The sequence below is a fragment of the Pseudomonadales bacterium genome, assembly GCA_024234215.1.
Lineage (GTDB): Bacteria > Pseudomonadota > Gammaproteobacteria > Pseudomonadales > UBA5862 > JACKOQ01.
Window position 1 is genome coordinate 235,696 of the sequence record JACKOQ010000002.1, and the last position, 20,793, is coordinate 256,488.

The 20,793-nt window shown below is 66.3% G+C and carries 17 protein-coding genes; 11 read left to right on the forward strand and 6 right to left on the reverse strand.

Going from position 1 to position 20,793, the window contains the following annotated elements:
* Positions 1–88: 88 nt before the first annotated feature.
* Positions 89–397 (forward strand): hypothetical protein, encoded by a 309-nt coding sequence (locus H7A13_05495; GenBank protein MCP5332795.1) that lies wholly within the window; start codon positions 89–91, stop codon positions 395–397.
* Positions 398–471: 74 nt separating this feature from the next.
* Positions 472–1,731, forward strand: a complete 1,260-nt coding sequence (locus tag H7A13_05500; protein ID MCP5332796.1) for an MFS transporter — start codon at positions 472–474, stop codon at positions 1,729–1,731.
* Positions 1,732–1,782: 51 nt separating this feature from the next.
* Here H7A13_05500 and H7A13_05505 read toward each other — a convergent pair whose 3' ends face one another.
* The 3 genes from H7A13_05505 to argH all read right to left on the reverse strand — a co-directional run bounded on the left by H7A13_05505 (position 1,783) and on the right by argH (position 6,645).
* Positions 1,783–2,277, reverse strand: a complete 495-nt coding sequence (locus tag H7A13_05505; protein ID MCP5332797.1) for a DNA starvation/stationary phase protection protein — start codon at positions 2,275–2,277, stop codon at positions 1,783–1,785.
* Between the two features lie 139 nt (positions 2,278–2,416).
* Positions 2,417–5,182, reverse strand: coding sequence for a class I adenylate cyclase (locus H7A13_05510; GenBank protein MCP5332798.1), 2,766 nt, complete (start codon positions 5,180–5,182; stop codon positions 2,417–2,419).
* A gap of 53 nt (positions 5,183–5,235) precedes the next feature.
* Entirely contained in the window at positions 5,236–6,645 is a 1,410-nt protein-coding gene (argH, locus tag H7A13_05515) for an argininosuccinate lyase (protein MCP5332799.1), read from the reverse strand.
* Positions 6,646–6,735: 90 nt separating this feature from the next.
* On the opposite strand from argH, the gene H7A13_05520 reads away from it, so the two are divergent.
* The 6 genes from H7A13_05520 (at position 6,736) to H7A13_05545 (ending at position 12,760) form a co-directional block, all read left to right on the forward strand.
* Entirely contained in the window at positions 6,736–7,806 is a 1,071-nt protein-coding gene (locus H7A13_05520) for a histidine kinase (protein MCP5332800.1), read from the forward strand.
* A 15-nt stretch (positions 7,807–7,821) separates the two neighbouring features.
* A complete protein-coding gene (locus H7A13_05525) occupies positions 7,822–8,598 on the forward strand; it encodes a response regulator transcription factor (GenBank protein MCP5332801.1) in 777 nt (258 codons plus the stop codon).
* Between the two features lie 75 nt (positions 8,599–8,673).
* The gene (gene hemC, locus H7A13_05530; GenBank protein ID MCP5332802.1) at positions 8,674–9,615 is read left to right on the forward strand and encodes a hydroxymethylbilane synthase; all 942 of its coding nucleotides are present in this window, start codon (positions 8,674–8,676) and stop codon (positions 9,613–9,615) included.
* Positions 9,599–10,399: a uroporphyrinogen-III synthase gene (locus H7A13_05535; protein MCP5332803.1), complete on the forward strand. Its 801-nt coding sequence runs from the start codon at positions 9,599–9,601 to the stop codon at positions 10,397–10,399. The genes hemC and H7A13_05535 overlap by 17 nt, the downstream gene beginning before the upstream one ends.
* Positions 10,377–11,504, forward strand: a complete 1,128-nt coding sequence (locus H7A13_05540) for a uroporphyrinogen-III C-methyltransferase (GenBank protein ID MCP5332804.1) — start codon at positions 10,377–10,379, stop codon at positions 11,502–11,504. Before H7A13_05535 ends, H7A13_05540 begins: the two co-directional genes overlap by 23 nt.
* A 2-nt stretch (positions 11,505–11,506) precedes the next feature.
* Positions 11,507–12,760, forward strand: coding sequence for a heme biosynthesis protein HemY (locus H7A13_05545; protein MCP5332805.1), 1,254 nt, complete (start codon positions 11,507–11,509; stop codon positions 12,758–12,760).
* Here the strand turns inward: H7A13_05545 and H7A13_05550 are convergent.
* The 3 genes from H7A13_05550 to rho are packed head-to-tail and all read right to left on the reverse strand — an operon-like array spanning position 12,719 to position 16,382.
* On the reverse strand, positions 12,719–13,636 hold the full coding sequence (locus tag H7A13_05550; GenBank protein ID MCP5332806.1) for a 2Fe-2S iron-sulfur cluster binding domain-containing protein: 918 nt from the start codon (positions 13,634–13,636) through the stop codon (positions 12,719–12,721). The genes H7A13_05545 and H7A13_05550 overlap by 42 nt on opposite strands.
* Before the next feature lie 6 nt (positions 13,637–13,642).
* Positions 13,643–15,109: a 4-hydroxy-3-polyprenylbenzoate decarboxylase gene (ubiD, locus tag H7A13_05555; protein MCP5332807.1), complete on the reverse strand. Its 1,467-nt coding sequence runs from the start codon at positions 15,107–15,109 to the stop codon at positions 13,643–13,645.
* 13 nt (positions 15,110–15,122) lie between these two features.
* Positions 15,123–16,382 (reverse strand): transcription termination factor Rho, encoded by a 1,260-nt coding sequence (gene rho, locus H7A13_05560; protein ID MCP5332808.1) that lies wholly within the window; start codon positions 16,380–16,382, stop codon positions 15,123–15,125.
* Positions 16,383–16,961: 579 nt separating this feature from the next.
* Here rho and H7A13_05565 point away from each other — a divergent pair.
* The 3 genes from H7A13_05565 (at position 16,962) to H7A13_05575 (ending at position 20,750) form a co-directional block, all read left to right on the forward strand.
* Positions 16,962–18,965, forward strand: a complete 2,004-nt coding sequence (locus tag H7A13_05565; protein MCP5332809.1) for a potassium transporter Kup — start codon at positions 16,962–16,964, stop codon at positions 18,963–18,965.
* Between the two features lie 199 nt (positions 18,966–19,164).
* Entirely contained in the window at positions 19,165–20,355 is a 1,191-nt protein-coding gene (locus H7A13_05570) for a thiolase (protein MCP5332810.1), read from the forward strand.
* Positions 20,352–20,750 carry an OB-fold domain-containing protein gene (locus H7A13_05575; GenBank protein MCP5332811.1) on the forward strand — a complete coding sequence of 133 codons (399 nt, stop codon included), beginning with the start codon at positions 20,352–20,354 and terminating at the stop codon, positions 20,748–20,750. Before H7A13_05570 ends, H7A13_05575 begins: the two co-directional genes overlap by 4 nt.
* Positions 20,751–20,793 lie beyond the last annotated feature (43 nt).

Consider the following 20,793-nt stretch of genomic DNA (forward strand, 5'->3'; position numbering starts at 1 on the left):
TCACCGGTTGCAGGTGCAACTCCAGTAGCGGGTCGACGAACGCACCCTGTTTACCGTCCAATGGGAAATCGCCTGAAGGAGATCCAGAATGGCCGCCACAAATTTCAAGACCGAAAACAACACCTTCCGCAAGCTGATCGGCAATGGCCTGACCTACCGCATTCCGCGCTTCCAGCGCGACTACAGCTGGGATCTGATCACGCGCCTGAAGGAACAACCTACCCGCGAGTGGTATGCCCGAGCCACATTGCAGTGGTGCCAGCACGCATCGGCCTTCACGGCGAGCGTCGGCGGCAAACCGTGGAAGTATCTGCTGGTGCCGCACGACGAGGTCAATGAGTCGCGGCGGCTTGCGGATTACCTGCACTTTGAGGTCAAGCCGCACTCCTGCGGTTGAGCGCGCCATGATGGCGCTTGCAGCCCGCTGACACCGAAAAACCACCGCCGAAGAGGCTCCTGGGCAAAGAACAGATGGCGACCGAAACCCCTGCGCAATCCTCGCTCGCCGCCCTGCTGCGGCAGCGCGCGTTCATCTTCTTCTGGCTGGCGCGGGTCTGCACCGCCAGCGCTTTTCAGATGCAGGGCGTGGTGCTGGGCTGGCAGGTCTATCAGTTGACCGGCCGTGCGCTCGATCTGGGGCTGGTGGGGCTCTGTCAGTTCCTGCCCCGGGTGGTGCTCACCCCTTGGGCGGGCCATGTCGCCGACCGCTTCGACCGCCGCCGCGTCACCCTGCTGATGCAACTGCTGCAGGGAATACTGCTGTTGCTGCTCTGCCTGGTCAGTGCGCAGGGTGCGGTGAACCGCGAACTGGTGCTGCTGCTGGTGGCTCTGGGCGGTGCCGCCCGCACCTTCGAGGTGCCGGCCACCCAGGCATTGCTGTCGGCAGTGGTGCCACCGCTGCTGCTGCCACGCGCGGTGGCGATCAGCTCTTCGGCAATGCAGGCCGCCACACTGATCGGTCCGGTGGTGGCCGGGCTGCTCTATCTGCTCGGCGCGACCGAAGCCTATGGCGTCACCGCACTGCTCTATGTCGCCGCGGCGGCGATGATGGCGGCCGTGCGGCCGTTGGTTCATCAGGACCGCAGCGGCCCGCAGAGCAACTTTCTGGCGTCGTTCATGGAGGGGATTCGCTTTTTGCGCCGTCAACCGATGCTGCTGGGCGCCATCTCGCTCGACATGTTCGCGGTGCTGCTGGGCGGCGCCACCGCGCTGCTGCCGATCATTGCCGATCAGTTGCTGCAGACCGGTCCGGTGGGTCTGGGGCTGCTGCGCGCAGCGCCGGCGGTCGGCGCGCTGGCGATGTCGTTCTGGCTGGCCAGCCACCCGCTGCATGCGGCCGGTCGGGCGCTCTTCCTCGGTGTCGCGCTGTTCGGCCTCGCCACCCTCGCGCTCGGGCTGTCACGCTCGCTGCCGCTGTCGCTGGCCATCTTGCTGCTGCTGGGGGCGGCGGACATGGTGAGCGTGGTGATCCGTCAGACCCTGGTGCAACTGCACACGCCGGATGAGATGCGCGGCCGGGTCAGTTCGGTCAACGCCATCTTCATCGGTGCGTCGAACCAGTTGGGCGAGTTCGAGTCGGGCCTCACCGCGCAGTGGTTCGGGCTGGTGCCGTCGATTCTGCTCGGCGGCAGCGGCACCCTGCTGGTGGTGGGGCTGTGGATGCGCTGGTTCCCGCAGTTGTTGCAGGTCAGGAGTCTGGAAGAGGCGATGCCGGCGCAAAACCGACCCTGACTGGAAACCGGCCAGGCCCTGCGCACGCCGGCGCCGCCACGCGAGAAAAGGTCACGCCTCCAGCAGGCTGCGCAGCATCCAGGCGGTCTTTTCGTGGAGATTCAGCCGCTGCGTCAGCAGATCGATCGTCGGCTGGTCGTTGGCGGCATCGGCGATCGGCAGCAGCTTGCGTGCCGTCCGCGCAGTGGCCTCCTGCGCGGCCACCAGATGGCGAACCATCTCCATCGCGGCGGGAACTCCTTCGACCTCCTCGATCGAGGCCAGCTTGGCAAACTCCCGGTAGGTGCCGGGCGCCGGATGCCCCAGGGCGCGGATGCGCTCGGCGATCAGATCCAGCGCATTCCACTGCTCTGTGTACTGCACCATGAACATCTGATGCAGGCTGTTGAAGTGCGGTCCGGTGACGTTCCAGTGGAAGTTGTGGGTCATCAGGTAGAGGGTGTAACTGTCCGCCAGCAGGGCCGACAGCCCATCGACGATCTTCTGGCGATCAGCGCCGTCGATGCCGATGTCGATGGCTGAACCCTTGGACTTCTTTTCTTTCATGCGTTCTGCTCCTGTCGTGCCGAGTGGGGATCGAACCGGCGCGGACAACGCAGCGAGCCCGCCGGATCACGATCAACTCTAATGGCTCGGGCAACAGAAAAGAAGCTGGTATCAGAGGCCGCAGCGCACGCGCCAGCAATCAGCCCACCGACTCCTGCCGCATGAAGAAACGGTTGATCGCCGCCTCGATGCGCACCTTGTGGTGCAGGTAGCTGGCCGTGGAGGGTGGCGGACCACCGAGCGCACCCAGATCGAGGTCGGAGAGATGGGCCGGGTAGCGTTCGCCGCTGCGACGTTGCCGAAGCAGCGCCTCGGCGACGCGACCGTAGAGCGCTTCGTCATCGTGCCGGCTGGAAAATTCGGCATCGCCAACCCGCAGCATGAAGCGGGATTCGCCGCCCTCCGCCGGTTCGGCCACCGCCTCGACACCCTGGTAGGCGAGCCGGGAGACCAGACTTGCAAAGCTGCGCGGCGTGGCGAGCGGCTCGCGGCCGGTCAGTTCGAAGCAGTGCAGCGCCAGCGCGGGCGCGCCGTCGCGCTGGCGTCGCTCGTCGATCCGCTCCAGAAAACCGAGCCAGGGACCCACCGCCTGCCGCGGATCGCTGCCGGGGTGCGCAAGCGCGAAGAGCGCGCCGCTCTCATCGACGATGTAAATGCGGATCTGTTGCCCCTGCAGCCGGTAGAGCAGCTCGATCCGGTTGGGCTGATTGAGCCGTGCGACGACATGCAGGTCATGTTGCGGCAGGCTCATCGGGTCGATCTGCAAGGTGCGGAACTGCGCGGCCGGCATGGTCAGGTGTCCAAACAGCATACCCATCGAGCCGAATCGGCGCTGCACGACACGTGCACCCTCCCACTCCAGCATGAACAGCTCCTTTTCGATCTCGAACAGGTAGCGCGCCGTCCGGCTGCCATGCGGTGCAAAATGCTGCCGCACCGCGACAAAGCACTGCTCGATGCGCTCGCTGATCAGCAGCTCCCGCCCCTCGGTCATGCAACTGATGACCGGCGGTGGCGGCAGGCGCTCCAGCGCCATGCCATGGCCGTTGAGGTGGTCGACCAGGGTGTCGATCAGGGCGGCATTGCCGACATGGCGCTGGGTCAGCAACTCGCCCCAGCTGGTGAGGATGAAACTGTCGATGGTGCGCACCAGATTCTGCCGCAGACCACTGTAACCGAGGGCATCGCTGCGGCTGGAGATGCGGGCCAACCCGGAGGCATGCAGTGTGGAGGGGGTCTCACTGTCGAGGTTGATCACCAACATGCTGGAGAGTGGCTGCTGCACGCTGGCGAAGGCCTGATGGGGGGTGGGCGGCAACGGCATCGGCTGCCAACGCTCCAGTTCGGCAAACAGACGCTGCAGGGCCCGTTCACTGAGGCTGCCCTCCACTGTGCTGCGGCTCGACCGTCCGGCCAACTGGTTGAAGTGAGCCCAGGCGATCAACTCGCCCAACTGGCGCGCCTGCCGGATCGGCGGACTGGTCGCCACATCGACCTGATCGAACAGTGCCCAACCGACGTCAGACGCCGGTCGCGGTTTGAAGTGCAGCCGCGGGGCGAAGGGCAGCGGCAGACAGGCAGGTTGCAGGTCGATCTTGCCGGGGCGACGCTCGAAGGCGGTGTTGAGTTTGCGCTGCAGGACCTGCAACTCCCTGGCATCCATGACATTGGTCAACTGCCGGTCACGGGCAAAACGGGTGAGCGCGCGATAACTGAAGGTGAGTTCGACCACCAGCCGCCGCCACTCCTCGATGGTGCGCTCGATGCTCCACTGCGCGCGATCGAGGCGAGCGAGGCGCCCACGGTCCCAGCCCCATTCATCGGTCAACCGCCGCATCAGCGCCCGCCGCCAGCCAGTGCCACCGCCCTCGGCCTTGTGGTAGAGGCAGCGTCGAATCAGCTCGATCCGCTGCGGATCATGCTGCTCCTGCAGATGGGCTTCGAGCCGGCGGTAGAGAAAGACATAGGGATCGAGCTGGTCCGGGTCGGTGATGCCGGCGTAGATCGCCGTCTTGTAGTCGAGCGCCAGCGCACGGTTGACCGAGTGCTGGCTGGCGTAGCATTCGATCAGCAGCAGCTTGAGCACCGACTTGTAGGGCGCATCGATCGACTTGAACAGTTGCCAGATGCCCGCGCCCAGAAACTCCTCGGACGGCACCCGCGCCACCGACCCGAAGTCGATCACCTCCCGGGCGTCGATGAAGCGGCGCTGCCGCAGCCATTCGGCATGTTCGGCATGGTGGAGCTCGAGCTCGGGCGGCGTCAGCCACCAGATCGGGTAGCGCCCGGCCAGCAGCAGCCCGGTGCGGTAGAACTCATCGAGCAGCAGGCCATGCTGGGCCGAGCCACTGCTCTCGCTCGACAGCTCGCTCTGCTCGCCGCGACGAAAGCTGTCGCAATCGAAGACGAAAAAGTGCAGGTCGAGATCGAGCTCCGCCGCCCAGCGTGCGATGCGCTGCGCCTTGCGTCGCAACCGATCGACTGCCGCGTCGTCGAGACCCGGGCGGTGGCAGAGCCAGATGTCGAGGTCACTGCTGGCATTGCAGGCAAAGGAGCCGACACTGCCCATCAGATAAATCGCATCGATGTCGCGCTGCTGCTCGGAGACCGGGTTGTAGCGAAAGGCGCGGCTCAACTGCTGCGCGGCATGCAGCACCTCGCGCCCCGGCTGATAGCCGGCCACACCGAACGGGGTTGGCCCGCTGCCGGCGCCGGGCAGCAGTGGATGGTCGAGGTGAAACAGCAGCGGCAGCAGATCGAGCAGTTGGCGCTGCCGTTCGTTGCGCGATCCGCGGTAGCGCTCCAGCCGGGCATCGTTGACCCGGCGGAAACGTTCGACGGTCTGGCGCAACGCCTTGCGGTCGACGCCGGCGTCGCTCCAAGTCTCGACTGTGCTGCTGTCCATCCCATAACTATAGACAGCCGAACGGAATCCGGCCTGTCGCGGGCCACCCCCGGCTAGCGGGCGGCAGCGCGCCCGGCCAGCCCGGTCCTGGCACGGGCCACAGCCTCGCGCACCTGCCGTGGCGCGGTGCCACCCAGATGGTCGCGGGCCGCCACCGACCCTTCGGGGGTCAGCACCTGGTAGACATCCTCGTCGATGCTGGCGCAGAACTGCCGCAGCAACTCGAGCGGCAGCTCGCTCAGCGCCAGTTGCTGGCCGATGGCGTGCTGTACTGCCCGACCGACGATGTGGTGGGCATCGCGGAACGGAACGCCGCGCTTGACCAGGTAGTCGGCCAGGTCGGTGGCGGTGGCATAGCCCGACTCGGCCGCCGCGCGCAGCACCGGGCGGTTGAGTTCGATCGCCGCCATCATGTCGGTGTAGGCCAGCAGCGAGTCGGTCACGGTGTCGATGGTGTCGAACAGCGGCTCCTTGTCCTCCTGGTTGTCCTTGTTGTAGGCCAGTGGCTGCCCCTTCATCAACGTCAGCAGCGCGACCAGATGGCCGTTGACCCGGCCGCTCTTGCCGCGCACCAGTTCGGGCACGTCGGGGTTCTTTTTCTGCGGCATGATCGAAGAGCCGGTGCAGAAGCGGTCGGGCAGCTCGATGAAGCGGAACTGGGCGCTGCTCCAGAGGATCAGCTCTTCGGAGAAGCGCGAGAGGTGGGTCATCAGCAGCGCGCAGGCGCTGACGAACTCGATGGCGAAGTCGCGGTCGCTGACCGCATCCAGCGAGTTGCCGGCCGGGGCGCTGAAACCGAGCAGCGCGGCGGTCAGCGTGCGGTCGATCGGGTAGGTGGTGCCAGCCAGCGCCGCGGCGCCGAGCGGCATCCGGTTGACCCGCACGCGGCAGTCGAGCAGCCGTTCGCGGTCGCGTTCGAGCATCTCGTACCAGGCCAGCATGTGGTGACCGAAGGTGACCGGCTGCGCGCTCTGCAGGTGGGTGAAGCCGGGCATGATGGTGTCGGCCTCGCGCTCGGCCAGGTCGACCAGAACAGCCTGAAACCGGTTGATGAGCCGTTCGATCTGGTCGATCTCGTCACGCAGGTAGAGCCGGATGTCGGTCGCCACCTGGTCGTTGCGCGAGCGGCCGGTGTGCAGCTTCTTGCCGGCCGCGCCAATCAGCTGGGTGAGCCGCTCCTCGATGTTCATGTGCACATCTTCGAGCTCGATCGACCAGCGGAACTGTCCGCTTTCGATCTCCTGACGGATCTGGCCCAGCCCGCTGCTGATCTGCCGGAACTCTTCGTTGTCGAGCACGCCGACCCGTGTCAGCATCTCGGCATGGGCCAGCGAGCCGCGAATGTCATGCAGCGCCAGGCGCTGGTCGAAACCGACCGAGGCGGTGAAGCGCTGGACGAAGGCGTCGGTCGCCTGCTGAAAGCGGCCACCCCACAGTTGATGGGTCGAAGAGGCGTCATTCATCGGTTCTGGACTACGCTATAAAAGATGGACGGGGCGGCCATTGTACCAAGGTGATCCGCCACCGAACGAACCTTGCAGGAGCCCGATCGATTGCACCGCACCACCGCCAAGCGCCCCGCCACGGCGCACCCCCTGCCGACATCGGTCGAATCGGGACTGGTGCCCGACTTCAGCCGGGTCGGGCCGCTGCTCTTTCTGCTGCTGCTGTGCGAGCTGCTGGTGATCGTGCTGGTGCTGGCCGCCAGCGGCGTGCGCCAGTTCGACTGGCAGATGCTGGCGCTCTGGTCGCTGCAGGTGGAGTGGATCGCACTCACTTCGGCACTGCTGATCAGCCGGCTACGCGCCCGGCTGCTGCGGCTGGAACCGGCCGCCGCGGTGAGCGCACTCTATCTGCTGGTGCTGGCGGTGGTGATGGTGGTGACCCTCTGCGGTCAGTGGTTCACCACATGGGCAGTGGCCGAGACCACCGACTGGTTCGATCCTTACGCGCTGGCCACCGCACTGGTGATCGGTGCCATCACCACCGGCGTGGCGCTGCGCTACCTCTATCTGAGCGATCGGCTGCGCGTCGAACAGCAGGCAGCGCTGACCGCCCGGCTCGATGCGCTGCAGGCGCGCATTCGCCCGCACTTCCTGTTCAACAGCCTCAACAGCATCGCGGCGCTGATCAGCATCGATCCGCTGGCGGCCGAGGAGCTGCTGGTCGATCTGTCGGAGCTGTTCCGTGCCACGCTCAAGGAGGGCGAGCGGCTGGTGCCATTGACGCGGGAGATCGAACTCTGCCAGCGCTACCTCGCCATCGAGCAGCGACGCCTCGGCGAACGGCTGCGGGTGGTCTGGCAACTGGCACCCCACCCCGACAGCGCCCGGCTGCCGCCGCTGACGCTGCAACCGCTGCTCGAAAATGCCATCTACCACGGCGTGCAGCCACTGCTCGATGGCGGCGAGATTCACATCCGGCTGTCGCGCCGAGGCGAGCGCATCGAGATCGAGATCACCAATCCGCTGCCTGCCGCCAGCGCGGCGAGCGAGGGGCACCGCATTGGATTGACCAACACCCGGGCGCGGCTGCGAAACTGCTTCGGCGACCGCGCCGAGGTGCAGGGCTCTGCCACCGATGGCGGCTACCGCACGCTGCTCTCTTTTCCTGACCAGATCTGACGAGGCGAAGGACGCATGAGTGAGCGTGGCCAGCGAGGCATCGATGCAGTGCGCCGGGTGATGGTGGTGGATGACGAGCCGCTGGCGCGACAGCGGCTGGCATCGCTGGTCAACGACCTGGAGCACTATCAGGTGGTGGCGATGGCCGGTGACGGCCATGCCGCGCTGGAGCTGCTGGCCCTTGAGGCGCCGGAGATCCTGCTGCTCGACATCCGCATGCCGGGACTCAACGGCCTCGACCTGGCGGCACGGCTGCGCGACCTGCCGCGCCCGCCGGCGATCCTGTTCTGCACCGCCTACGACCACTACGCCCGCGAAGCCTTCGGCGTGCGCGCGGCCGGCTATCTGTTGAAGCCGGTGCGCCGTGCCGACCTGCTGCAGGCGCTCGAGGATGCCTGCCAGCTCAGCCGGTTGCAGTGGGCGGCGATCGAGCAGGCGCGTGCCCGACCCGTCGCGGGTGGTGGCCGCAGCCACCTGTCGATCCAGCGGCGCCATGGCATCGACCTGATCGCGCTCGACGAGGTGCGCGCCTTCATCGCCGAACAGAAGTACGTCACCGTCATCCATGCGGCTGGCGAGGCGCTGATCGATGAGCCGCTGCGCGCGCTGGAGCAGGAGTTTGCCGACCGGCTGGTGCGCATCCATCGCAACGCGCTGGTGGCGCTCGATGCGGTGGAATCGCTCGAAGCGACCGACAGCGGCCATCGGCTGCGGCTGCGTGGCGTCGAGCGACCGCTGCTGGTGAGCCGGCGCCATCTGACCGAACTGAAGCGACGATTGCGCCGCGTCTGAACGCTTGGTCCGTGCCGCACCCCGGCAATGGCGCTATCATGCGCGCTCTGTCGTCACCACCGCCGAGGAGAGCCCATGGCGTCGCGCCTGCTCCGCATCGCCACCCGCAAAAGCCCGCTGGCCCTGTGGCAGGCCAATGACGTCCGCGCCCGTCTGCTGGCGCTCCATCCCGGCCTGCGGGTCGAACTGGTCACCTTCACCACCCGTGGCGACAAGCTGCTCGACGCACCGCTGGCCAAAATTGGCGGCAAGGGGCTGTTCGTCAAAGAGCTGGAGCAGGCGATCTTCGACGGCGAGGCCGATCTGGCAGTCCACTCGATGAAGGATGTGCCGATGGAGCTGCCCGCCGGGCTGACGATCGCCACCCTCTGCGCCCGCGAAGAGCCGGCCGATGCGCTGGTCACGCCGCTGCCCTGCACGCTGCTCGACCTGCCGCAGGGCGCCCGCATCGGCACCTCGAGCCTGCGCCGGCAGGCGCAACTGCGCGCGCTGCGGCCCGATTTCGAGCTGCTGACCCTGCGCGGCAACGTCAACACCCGGCTCGCCCGGCTGGATGAGGGGCAGTTCGACGCCATCATTCTGGCCGCGGCCGGCTTGCGGCGACTCGGCTTCGCGGCGCGCATCCGTGAATCGCTGGATGACCGTCTGCTGCTGCCGGCGGCCGGACAGGGCGCAGTCGGCATCGAGTGCCGTCAGGACGATGTCGCGCTGCATGCACTGCTGGAACCGCTGGCCGACCTGCCGACCACCCTCTGCGTCACCGCCGAGCGGGCGATGAACCGCCGCCTCGACGGCGGCTGTCAGGTGCCGATCGCCGGCCATGCCCAGCTCTCGCCACGGGGACTGTGGCTGCGCGGACTGGTCGGCGATGTCGAGCGCGGCACCCTGCTGCGCGCCGAGCAGTGGGGTGATCCGGCCCAGGCCGAGGCCATCGGCATCGCGGTGGCAGAGCAGCTGCTGCGCGCCGGCGCCGGCCCACTGATCGAGGCGGCACGGGTCGATGCAGCCGCAGACTAGGCCGCTCGCCGGCCTCGATCTGTGGGTCACCCGACCCGCCGGGCAGGCCGATCGCCTGATCGCACTGCTGCAACAGGCGGGCGCAGCCGTGTCTCACCTGCCGCTGCTGGCGATCGAGCCGCTGCCGCCGACGGCCGCCGCCCGCGCGCTGCTGCTCGACCTCGACCGCTATCAGGCGGTGATCTTCATCAGCAGCAATGCGGCACGGCTGGGCGCCGAGGCGATCCTCGATCTCTGGCCGCAGTTGCCGACCGGCATCGACTGGCTGGCAGTGGGCGCAGCCACCCAGGCGACCCTCGCCGAGTTCGACATCACCGCAGAGATTCCAGCCGGCGGCAGCGACAGCGAGGCACTGCTGGCACTGCCGCAACTCGGCAGCGAACGGGTGGCCGGTCGGGCGATTCTGATCGTGCGTGGCACCGGCGGCCGCGAGACGCTGCGCGAGCAGTTGCAGACGCGGGGTGCCCGGGTCGACTATCTGGAGCTCTACCGGCGCATCTGCCCCGCATCGACCCTCGAGCAGATCAGGAACTGGAGCCGGCCCCTGCCCGACCTGGTCATCGCCAGCAGTGGCGAGGGCATCGACCATCTGCGCCGGGCGCTGACCGGCCCGCTGCTGGCGATGCTCGAGCGGCCACTGCTGCTGCCCTCGACGCGGCTGGCGCAACTGGCTGGCGAGCTGGGGTTCCGTCAACCGCTGGTGGCCGATGACGCCAGCGACGATGCGCTGCTGACCTGTCTTCTTCAATGGCGAGCCCGCAATGCCGAAACCCTCCTTGCCTGATTCACCCGAACCCGCACTGCTGGGCGCTGCCCAGGTGGTGCAGGCTTCGCACACTGCACCCGCTGCACGCCCTGTCTCGCGCTGGCCGGCCTGGCTGGCGCTCGGCATTGCGCTGCTGGGCCTGCTGGCGCTGGCGGCCCTGCTGCTGTGGTTGCAGCCGCAACTGAGCACGGCATGGCAGCGGCTCGACCAGTTGAGCGACGCCTCCAGCCGGCTCGATGGTCGCATCGACGGGCTGCTGCAGCAGCTCGAACAGCAGGGCACGGAACAACAGCAGCAGAAGGCACGGCTGACCGCACAACAGGAGCAGCTCGGCCAGCGGCTCGATGCAGTGACCGCCGCCCAGCAGCGGTTCAACCAGGGTGATGCACCACGGCAGTGGCGGCTGGCCGAAGCGGAGCATCTGCTGCGACTGGCCAATGACCAACTGCTCGCCGGCCGGCTGCTCCGGTTTGCCCGCCAGCAGGTGGCAACGGCCGACCGGTTGGTCGCCGAACTCGACGATCCGCAGCTGCAACCGCTGCGCGCCGCTCTGGCCGCCGATCTGGCGGCACTCGACGGCCACGCTCCAGCCGATGTCGAAGGCCAGTTTTTCCGTCTGTCGGCCGGCATCGGGCAGGTCGACCGGCTGCCGCCACGCGGCACACCCAGCCTGGCCGAGGCGACGACCGGCGAGCCAGCCGCCCCCGTGCAACCGGGTTGGCGCGGCTGGCTCGACCGCATCTGGCAGCAGTTGCGGCCACTGGTGGTCATTCGCCAGCGCACGCAATCGGTCGAACCCCTGCTGACGTCGTCGCAAACGGCAATGCTGCGCCAGCAGTTGCAGCTCCAGTTGCAACTGGCCCAGCTGGCACTGCTGCGCGGGGAGCCGTCGATCTACCACACCAGCCTCGATGCGGCGCTCGACCTGCTCGATCGGCAGTTTGACGGCAACGCCGCCGAGGTGACGGCGCTGCGTGCGACGCTGCGCGAGCTCACCCAACAGCCGATTGCAACGGCAGCACCGACGCTGGAGGCTTCGCTGTCGGCAGTGCGTCAGGCCATCGAGGCCGAGAGAAACACGCCGGCCATGACGCCAAGCCCATTCCCGGCCGAGGCACCCTGAGGATGCGTCGTCTTCCATGGATGCTGCTGCTGGCGCTGCCGCTCACCGTACTGCTGGTGCTGCTGGCGCAGCGCGACCCCGGTTATCTGCTGTTCAGTTACGGCGGCTTCTCGATCGAAACCAGCCTCTGGTTCGCCCTGCTGAGCCTGTTGGTGCTGCTGTGGCTGCTGCGGCTGTTGCAGCGGCTGCTGCGCGGTGGGCAACGACTCGGCAGCTGGTGGCAGCACCGGGATGTCCGCCGGCAGGCGCAACGGGTCGATGAGGGCTTGATCGCCTTTGCCGAGGGCCAGTGGCGGCAGGCACACCATCGGCTCTCCCGGCTGGGCGGTGCGCACCACGAGCGGTTGCCGCTGCGACTGCTGGCGGCGCAGGCGGCCGAACGCGCCGGCGACCTGCAGGCCAGCCAGGCACTGCTGGCATCGATTCGTCAGGAGGGGAGCGCCGAGGATCGGCTGGCAGCCGATCTGACCGAGGCACGGCTGTGGATCGACCGAGGCGCGCCCGAACGGGCCGTGGCGCTGCTCGATGCGCTGGGCGCGGCACATCCCGACCATCCGGCACGGCTGCGGCTGCTGGCCGAGGCGCTGCTGCGCCAGCGGGCCTGGCCACTGCTGACCGAACTGCTGCCGAAGCTGAAAAAGCCCAAGCTGCTGAACGACGACGAGTTGCGGACGCTGGAACGGACGCTCCAGTGCGGCCTGTTCAGCGCTGCCGTCGCCCAAGGTGCAGCAGCGCTGGAGCAGCAGTTCACGCGACTCTCCCGGCCACTGGCGCGTGACCCACAGGTGATTGCGGCCTATGTCGATGCCCTGATCGAGAGCGGTGCCGAACCGCGTGCCGAACGGGCAGTGCGCGAAGCGCTGGGCCGTGACTGGCAAGCGGCGCTGGTGGAGCGTTATGGCCGCATCGGTGGCGAACATCCCGACCAGCAACTGGCCACCGCCGAGCGCTGGCTGAAGAGCCATCCGCACGATGCAATCCTGCTGCGGGCCGTGGCACGGCTGGCACTGCGCAACCGCCTATGGGGACGGGCACAGCAGGCATTGCAGGCCAGCTTCGCGCTGCACCCCGACCCGCAGACCGCCGCCGAACTGGCGCGGCTCGACACGGCGCTGGGCGAGGCCACGACCGGAATCGGCCACTATCAGCAGGCGCTCGGGCTGCTGGCGGTGACGCTGCCGGAACTGCCGCTGCCGGGCAAGCCCCGCCCATCCTCAGGCCGACTCCCCGGCCAGATCGATCCTCATCGCACCTGAGCGGCACAACCGCGCGCGCCACGACTGGCCGGTGTCGGCCGCGCAGAAGATCAGCACCCGGGCAAAGCCCATGCATCCATCCCAATCGACCTGCCGCAGGTGCGGTTGCGCCTGCTGCCACTGCTCGACATGCGGCGGTGGCGCGCACGTCGCGTCGTCCAGCCAGAGCCAGCCGGTGCACGGGCTGACCTGCCGTTGCAGCCGCCACTCGGCCAGACTGGCCGCACCGGCAAAGCCGTGGCGATCACAGGCGATCAGCAGTGAATCGGCTTCGTGCAGCCGCCCGGCGTGCCACTCACCCACCGGCCAGTGACAGCGAATCACCGGCTCGCGACGCAGCCAGTCGAACAGCGACGGCCACAGATCGCCCAGCGGCAGCGGGTCGAGCAGGAATTCGAGCAGCCGCCCATCCGGCCATGGGGCGCGAAAATGGAGCTCGACCTGCCGATCGGCATAGATCAGTCGCGCCCGTTGCCCGGCGAAATAGCGCGGCAGACCGCCCGCGGCCGGAGTGCGCAGCAGCAGCCGCCAACAGCCATCCGCAGTCGGATCGAGCGCCGCGACCTGGCAGGCGCGCTGGACCTGAGGCAGGGTGGACGGCGGCAGCAGCGCCGGGTTGTCGAGCAGCAGATCGCTCAGCGCGATGGCGCAGCAGGGCAGGATGGCACAGGAGGTTCCGTCCGCTTCGATGATGCCCTGCGCGGTCAACACCCTGCCGCGCAACAGTTGCGAACGGCAGCGCTCACAGTTGCCGTTGCGACAGGAGGCCGGCAGGCTGAAGCCATGCCGCTGCGCGGCGGCGAGCAGGGTTTCGTTGTCGGTGGCGGGGTGTCGATGGTCGGGTTGCCAGCAGAGGCTGTGCAGCATCGCAACCACCCTGCCTCAGTCGATGCCGAGTTCGGGCCAGAGCTGGTCGATCCGTGCCTTGACCGCGGCATCCATCCGGATCGGCCGTCCCCACTCCCGCTGCGTCTCGCCCGGCCATTTGTGGGTGGCATCGAGCCCCATCTTGCCGCCAAGACCGCTGACCGGCGAGGCGAAATCGAGGTAGTCGATCGGGGTCTGGTCGATCAGCAGGGTGTCGCGCACCGGATCCATCCGGGTCGTCACCGCCCAGATCACCTCCTTCCAGTCGCGGGCATCGATGTCGTCGTCGGTGACGATCACAAACTTGGTGTAGATGAACTGCCGCAGAAACGACCAGACCCCGAGCATGATGCGGCGGGCATGGCCGGGATAGCCCTTCTTGATGGTGACCACCGCCAGCCGGTAGGAGCAGCCCTCCGGCGGCAGATAGAAGTCGATGATCTCCGGAAACTGCTTGCGCAGCAGTGGCACCACCACCTCATTGAGCGCGACGCCGAGAATGGCCGGCTCATCGGGCGGCTTGCCGGTGTAGGTGCTGTGATAGATCGGCCGTTCGCGCTGGGTGATGCGCTCGATGGTGAGGACCGGAAAACGCTCGACCTCGTTGTAGTAACCGGTGTGATCGCCAAAGGGGCCCTCATCGGCGAAATCGCCGGGATGGATCACCCCCTCCAGCACGATCTCGGCACTGGCCGGCACCTGCAGGTCGCTGCCGATGCAGTTGACCAGCTCACTGCGCTCACCACGCAGCAGGCCGGCGAAGGCATACTCCGAAAGGGTGTCGGGAATCGGCGTCACTGCCGCCAGGATGGTGGCCGGATCGGCACCCAGCGCGACCGCCACCGGAAAGGGACGGTCAGGATGGCGCTGCCAGAATTCGCGCAGATCCTGCGCGCCACCCCGATGGGCCAGCCAGCGCATGATGACACGGTTGCGGTCGATCACCTGCTGACGGTAGATGCCGAGGTTCTGCCGCGGCTTTTCGGGTCCGCGGGTCACCACCAGTGGCCAGGTGATCAGCGGTGCCGCATCACCGGGCCAGCAGGTCTGGATCGGCAACCGTCCCAGATCGACCTCGCTGCCCTCGAAGATCTGGCTCTGGCAGGGGGCGGTGCGGGTCAGCTTCGGCGCCAGGTTGAGTGCCTGCTTCAGCAGCGGCCACTTCTCCCAAGCATCCTTCAGACCGCGGGGCGGCTCGGGCTCGCGCAGCGCCGCCAGTGTCTCGCCGATCGCACGCAGCCGGCTCGGCTCCTCCTCCCCCATGCCGAGCGCGACCCGCTGCACCGTGCCGAACAGGTTGCTCAGAAGCGGCATCGAGTGGTTCAGCGGCTGCTCGAACAGCAGCGCCGGACCGCCGCGCAACAGGGTGCGCTGGCTGATTTCGGTCACTTCGAGGCGGGGGTCGACCGGTGTCCTGATCCGCTTCAGCTCGCCCCGCTGTTCGAGCAGGGCGATGAAGTCGCGCAGGTCGCGGTAGCGCATGGCCGTTACGCCATCACTTGCGTTTCATCGAGGCGAAGAACTCATCGTTGCTCTTGGTCTGCCGCAGCTTGTCGACCAGGAACTCGATCGCATCCAGGTCATCCATCGAATTGAGCAGCTTGCGCAGGATCCACATCCGTTGCAGTTCGTCCTCGCTGGTGAGGAACTCCTCGCGGCGGGTGCCGGAGCGGCGGATGTTGATGGCCGGATAGATGCGCTTCTCGGCAGCACGGCGGTCAAGGTGGATTTCGGCGTTGCCGGTGCCCTTGAACTCCTCGTAGATCACCTCGTCCATCTTGGAGCCGGTGTCGATCAGCGCCGAGGCGATGATGGTGAGGCTGCCCCCCTCCTCGATGTTGCGCGCGGCGCCGAAGAAGCGCTTGGGCTGGGCCAGCGCGTTGGCATCGACACCGCCGGTCAGCACCTTGCCCGAGGAGGGCACCACGGTGTTGTAGGCGCGGGCCAGCCGGGTCATCGAGTCGAGCAGGATCACCACATCCATCCGATGCTCGACCAGCCGCTTGGCCTTCTCGATGACCATCTCCGCCACCTGCACATGGCGGGTCGGCGGCTCGTCGAAGGTGCTGGCGATCACTTCGCCACGCACCATGCGCTGCATCTCGGTCACCTCCTCGGGACGCTCGTCGATCAGCAGCACGATCAGATAGCATTCGGGGTTGTTGCGGGCGATCGACTGGGCGATGTTCTGCAGCAGGATGGTCTTGCCGGCCTTGGGTGGCGAGACGATCAGCGCGCGCTGCCCCTTGCCGATCGGCGAGACCAGATCGATGATGCGGGCGGAGATGTCCTCGGTGCTGCCGTTTCCGGCCTCCAGCAGCAGCCGCCGCTGCGGAAACAGCGGTGTGAGGTTCTCGAACAGGATCTTGTTCTTCGAACTGTCGGGGGTGTCGTAGTTGATGGTGTCGACCTTGAGCAGCGCAAAGTAGCGCTCACCCTCCTTGGGCGGACGAATCTTGCCCACCACCGTATCGCCGGTGCGCAGGTTGAAGCGGCGAATCTGACTCGGCGAAACATAGATGTCGTCGGGACCGGCCAGATAGGAGCCCTCCGCCGCCCGCAGAAAGCCAAAGCCATCCTGCAGGATCTCCAGCACTCCATCGCCGCTGATGTCCTCACCACTGCGCGCATGTTTCTTCAAAATGGCGAAGATGATGTCCTGCTTGCGCGAGCGGGCCATGTTCTCCAACCCCATCTCGTTGGCAATCTGCAGCAGTTCTGGAATGGGTTTGGTCTTGAGTTCGGTCAGGTTCATGTGCGGGCGTGTTGGCTGGTGACTGTGGCTGGCGGGTTGTTGCATGGTCGAAGCGTGATGAGGGTTGAGCTGTGGGCTATTGAGCCGAGGCGTGGTGCCTGGCCAGAGGAAACATGGCAAAGATAAAAGATAGAAGAGGACGAATGGACTGCGGGTGTGCAGACTGGACGAACCCGAGGTGGCGAATGTGATCGCCCGAAAGACCGGGATGGGTCTGTTCCGATGCTTGGGTCACACAGAAAGCGGCGCCTCAGCGGCGCGCTCCTTCTGCCTAATTTAGAGCCGATTGCAAAAAAAGCAAGAGATGCGTTGCGCGGATCCGGTTTTCGTCATCGCTGAAGGCGGTCGCACCGGGTGGATTGGCGCCGACAGGGGGAGTAGAATCGGCCACCTTTTGTCAGGCAAGGGTACCCACCTTTGATGTCATCCGATGCTCGCACCAGCCATTTCGCTGCAATGTGAAGCCATGACTCTTTTCTCGCCGCTTGTCAGCCTGGCCATTGCGGTCACGGCAACGACACCTTTCATCAGCAGGTGACATCCGTGGCTGATTCCAGTTCGATCCCTTCATCCACCGAAATGCACGCTTCCGAACGCGGACCGGAAAACCGCGACAGCCGACTGATGGTGCTCAGTCTGGCGGCACTGGGGGTGGTGTTCGGCGACATCGGCACCAGTCCACTCTACGCATTGCGGGAGTGCTTTTTCGGCAGCACCCAGCTGCCGGTCAACGAGGCCAATGTGCTGGGCGTGCTGTCGCTGATCTTCTGGACCCTGATCTGCGTGATCTCGATCAAGTATCAGACCGTGGTGCTCAAGGCCGACAACCGCGGCGAAGGCGGCATCCTGGCGCTGCTGGCACTGCTGGACCCCTGGCACTCATCACAGGGCGGCAACAAACCCAAGACGCTGGTGATCCTGGCGATCATCGGCGCCTCTTTGCTCTACGGTGAAGGGGTGATCACGCCGGCCATCTCGGTGCTGAGCGCGGTGGAGGGGCTGGAGGTGGCGGCACCGGGTCTGGCGCACTACGTGATACCGATCACCGTGGTCATTCTGATCGGGGTGTTCCTGCTGCAAAGTGGCGGCACCCACAAGGTGGGGGCGCTGTTCGGTCCGGTGATGGTGGTCTGGTTCAGCGTGCTGACAATCCTCGGCCTGCTGGCCATCGGGCGCAATCCGGCGGTGTTGGCGGCACTCAACCCACTGCACGCGGTGAATTTTTTCATCGACAACAAAATGGTCGGCTTTTTCACGCTCGGCGCGGTCTTTCTGGTGGTGACCGGCGGTGAAGCGCTCTATGTCGATCTGGGCCACTTTGGCCGCAAACCGATCCGGCGGGTCTGGTTCTTTCTGGTTCTTCCAGCCCTGGTGATCAACTACCTGGGGCAGGGGGCACTGCTGCTGACGAGTGGCGGCGCAATCAAGGATCCCTTCTTCGCACTGGCGCCGGAGTGGGGTCTCTATCCGCTGATCATCCTGGCGACCATGGCCACCGTGATCGCCTCGCAGGCGGTGATCTCGGGCGTCTTCTCGCTCACCAACCAGGCGATCCAGCTGGGTCAGGCACCACGGATGAATGTGGTCCAGACCTCGCCGAACGAGATTGGCCAGATCTACATCCCCTTTCTCAACTGGGTGATGATGCTGACCACCATCGCACTGGTACTCGGCTTCAAGTCATCGAGCAATCTGATCAGCGCCTATGGCATCTCGATCAGCACCGCGATGCTGATCACCTCGCTGCTGACCTTCTTCGTGATGTCCGAGAAGTGGCAATGGCCGCGCCCGGCGGCACTGGCCATTGCCGGGCTGTTTGCGCTGATCGACCTGTCGTTCTTCAGTGCCAACGTGGTCAAGATCGAACATGGCGGCTGGTTCTCGGTGCTGGTGGCACTGCTGGTCTACACGCTGATGTCGACCTGGAGCTCCGGACGGCAGGCGGTGATCAACCAGTTGCGCGGCTCGGTCGCCCCCCTCGATGAGTTCCTGAGCCATTTCACGGCGCAGTGGCCGCTGCGGGTACCGGGCACCGCCATCTTCATGACCGCGCCTGATCTGGGCGTGCCGCCGATTCTGCAATACCACCTGATGCACAACCAGGTGCTGCATGAGCGGGTGATCCTGCTGACGGTGGTGACCGAGGATGAACCCTGGGTGCCAGCCTCGAAGCGGCTGAAGATCGTCGAACTCAGCCACGGCTTCTACCGGGTGCATGTGACCTACGGCTTCATGCAGAGCCCCAACCTGCCGGTGGCGCTGCGCCTCGGCGAACGACTGGGTCTGACCTTCGATCCGGAGGCCACCAGCTACTACCTGGGACGTGAGACGCTGACGCCGCACGGCTCGGTCTCGCGCATGATGCGCTGGCGGCAGATGCTGTTCGCCGTCATGGCGCGCAATGCCGTGCGCGCCACCGACTTCTTCAAACTGCCCCCCTACCGCACCGTCGAACTCGGCATGCGGCTCGAACTGATGCCGATGGCCTATCTCGGACTGAAGCCCCACAAGAAAAATGGCAACGGCAAACAGAGCGAGCCAGACGCGGCCGCTGCCCCGGCGGACTCCAGCATCGTGCCATGACCGCAGCGGCGGAGCGGCCGGCCGCGCTCCGCCATCCCATTCTGCTTGCTTGCGACGCCACCGCTTATCACTTAGTCTTCGGCCGGTTCCAAACGGCAGCCATGCCTGTCGATGCGCCGTTGGTGAACGGGATGAATGGACTTTCCGCTTGCGGTAAAGAAAACAGCCTAAAGACAAGATCAGTTAAGGAAGGCAACACATGGCCTATGATTCGACGTACATGCGCGGCAAGGCCGCGATCGTGGGGGCGGTCGACGCCGTCTCCCCAACCGGCGAGCTGGGGATTCACGAGCGCACCCTGCAGGTGCAGATGATCCATGCGGCACTGGAAGATGCCGGGCTCAGACTCTCCGATGTGGATGCGCTCTTCGCCACCGGCACCATGATGTCGTCGATGGAGCTGGCCGAGCATCTGATGATCACGCCACGCTACACCGACACCACCATGACCGGCGGCTCCAGCTTCGAGGTGCATGTCGAACATGCCGCCGCCGCGATTGCACTGGGACTGTGCGAAGTGGCAGTGATCGTCTATGCCGCCACGCCGCGCGCCAAGGGTGGCGCCAACTTCATGGCAGCGCAGATGGCCGCGCTCGACAAGAACAACCCGCCCCCCAACATCGAGTGGGAGCTGCCCTACGGCACCATCTCGCCACCGGGCAACTATGCGCTGGCCGCCAGCCGCCACATGGCGCTCTACGGCACCACCCGCGCGCAACTGGCACAGATCGCTGTCTCGACCCGTGAGTGGGCCTGCAAGAATCCGCGTGCCCGCCATCAGGAGCCGCTGACCCTCAAGGAGGTGCTCGAAGCACCGATGATCGCATCGCCGCTCGGCAAGCTCGACTGCTGCCTGGTCACCGACGGTGCCGGCGCACTGGTGATGACCTCGGCCGAGCGGGCCCGCAGCCTGCGCAAGAAGCCCGCCTATGTGCTCGGCGCCGGCACGGCCCACGACCACGCGATGATGATCAGCCAGATGCCCGACCTCTGCACCACCGCCGGCGCGATCTCCGGACCCAAGGCGTTCAAAATGGCCGGCATCACACCCAGGGATGTCGATGTCGTGGAAATCTACGACTCCTTCACCATCACCGTGGCGCTGGCGCTCGAAGACCTCGGCTTCTGCAAGAAAGGTGAAGCCGGCGCCTTCGTCCAGGATGGCAGGCTGGGGCCCGGTGGCGCCCTGCCCACCAACACCAATGGCGGCGGACTCTCCTACACCCATCCGGGCATGTACGGCATGTTCCTGCTGGTCGAGGCGGTCAAGCAGATTCGTGGCGAGAGCACTGGCCAGGTCAAGGATGCGAAGATCGCGGTGGCGCACGGCTGCGGCGGCATTCTGTCATCGACTTCCACTGTGGTATTGGGTTCGGAGGAGACACTATGAAACGGATGATCCTGGGTACATCACCGGTTGCAGCCCCCTTCTGGGAGGCCACCAAGGAGAAGAAATTCCTGCTGCAATTCTGCGCCACCACCGGCAAGGCGATCTGGTATCCGCGCGACTTCTCGCCCCATGCGCTGGGCGGCAACGTCGAGTGGCGCGAAGCCAGCGGCAAAGGGGTGGTCTATGCGGTCAGCGTCATGCATCGCCCCGGCAATCCGGCGATGGCCGAAGCCGTGCCCTATGCCGTCGCGCTGATCGATCTCGAGGAAGGCGCGCGGATGCTCAGCAATGTCGTCAACTGCGATCCTGATTCGATCAAGGTGGGCGACAAGGTCAAGCTGGCCTGGGAGCCGCTGGAGGGCGGGCGGCATCTGCCGGTGTTCGAACTGGCCTGACGCGCACTGCCTGCATCACCGCAAACCCCGGTTCATGCCGGGG

Coding starts and splice junctions, on each gene's coding strand:
- H7A13_05495 (MCP5332795.1), top strand. CDS start 89: ATGGCCGCCACAAATTTCAAGACCGAAAACAACACCTTCCGCAAGCTG.
- H7A13_05500 (MCP5332796.1), top strand. CDS start 472: ATGGCGACCGAAACCCCTGCGCAATCCTCGCTCGCCGCCCTGCTGCGG.
- H7A13_05505 (MCP5332797.1), bottom strand. CDS start 2,277: ATGAAAGAAAAGAAGTCCAAGGGTTCAGCCATCGACATCGGCATCGAC.
- H7A13_05510 (MCP5332798.1), bottom strand. CDS start 5,182: ATGGACAGCAGCACAGTCGAGACTTGGAGCGACGCCGGCGTCGACCGC.
- argH (MCP5332799.1), bottom strand. CDS start 6,645: ATGAATGACGCCTCTTCGACCCATCAACTGTGGGGTGGCCGCTTTCAG.
- H7A13_05525 (MCP5332801.1), top strand. CDS start 7,822: ATGAGTGAGCGTGGCCAGCGAGGCATCGATGCAGTGCGCCGGGTGATG.
- hemC (MCP5332802.1), top strand. CDS start 8,674: ATGGCGTCGCGCCTGCTCCGCATCGCCACCCGCAAAAGCCCGCTGGCC.
- H7A13_05535 (MCP5332803.1), top strand. CDS start 9,599: ATGCAGCCGCAGACTAGGCCGCTCGCCGGCCTCGATCTGTGGGTCACC.
- H7A13_05540 (MCP5332804.1), top strand. CDS start 10,377: ATGCCGAAACCCTCCTTGCCTGATTCACCCGAACCCGCACTGCTGGGC.
- H7A13_05545 (MCP5332805.1), top strand. CDS start 11,507: ATGCGTCGTCTTCCATGGATGCTGCTGCTGGCGCTGCCGCTCACCGTA.
- ubiD (MCP5332807.1), bottom strand. CDS start 15,109: ATGCGCTACCGCGACCTGCGCGACTTCATCGCCCTGCTCGAACAGCGG.
- rho (MCP5332808.1), bottom strand. CDS start 16,382: ATGAACCTGACCGAACTCAAGACCAAACCCATTCCAGAACTGCTGCAG.
- H7A13_05565 (MCP5332809.1), top strand. CDS start 16,962: ATGCACGCTTCCGAACGCGGACCGGAAAACCGCGACAGCCGACTGATG.
- H7A13_05570 (MCP5332810.1), top strand. CDS start 19,165: ATGGCCTATGATTCGACGTACATGCGCGGCAAGGCCGCGATCGTGGGG.
- H7A13_05575 (MCP5332811.1), top strand. CDS start 20,352: ATGAAACGGATGATCCTGGGTACATCACCGGTTGCAGCCCCCTTCTGG.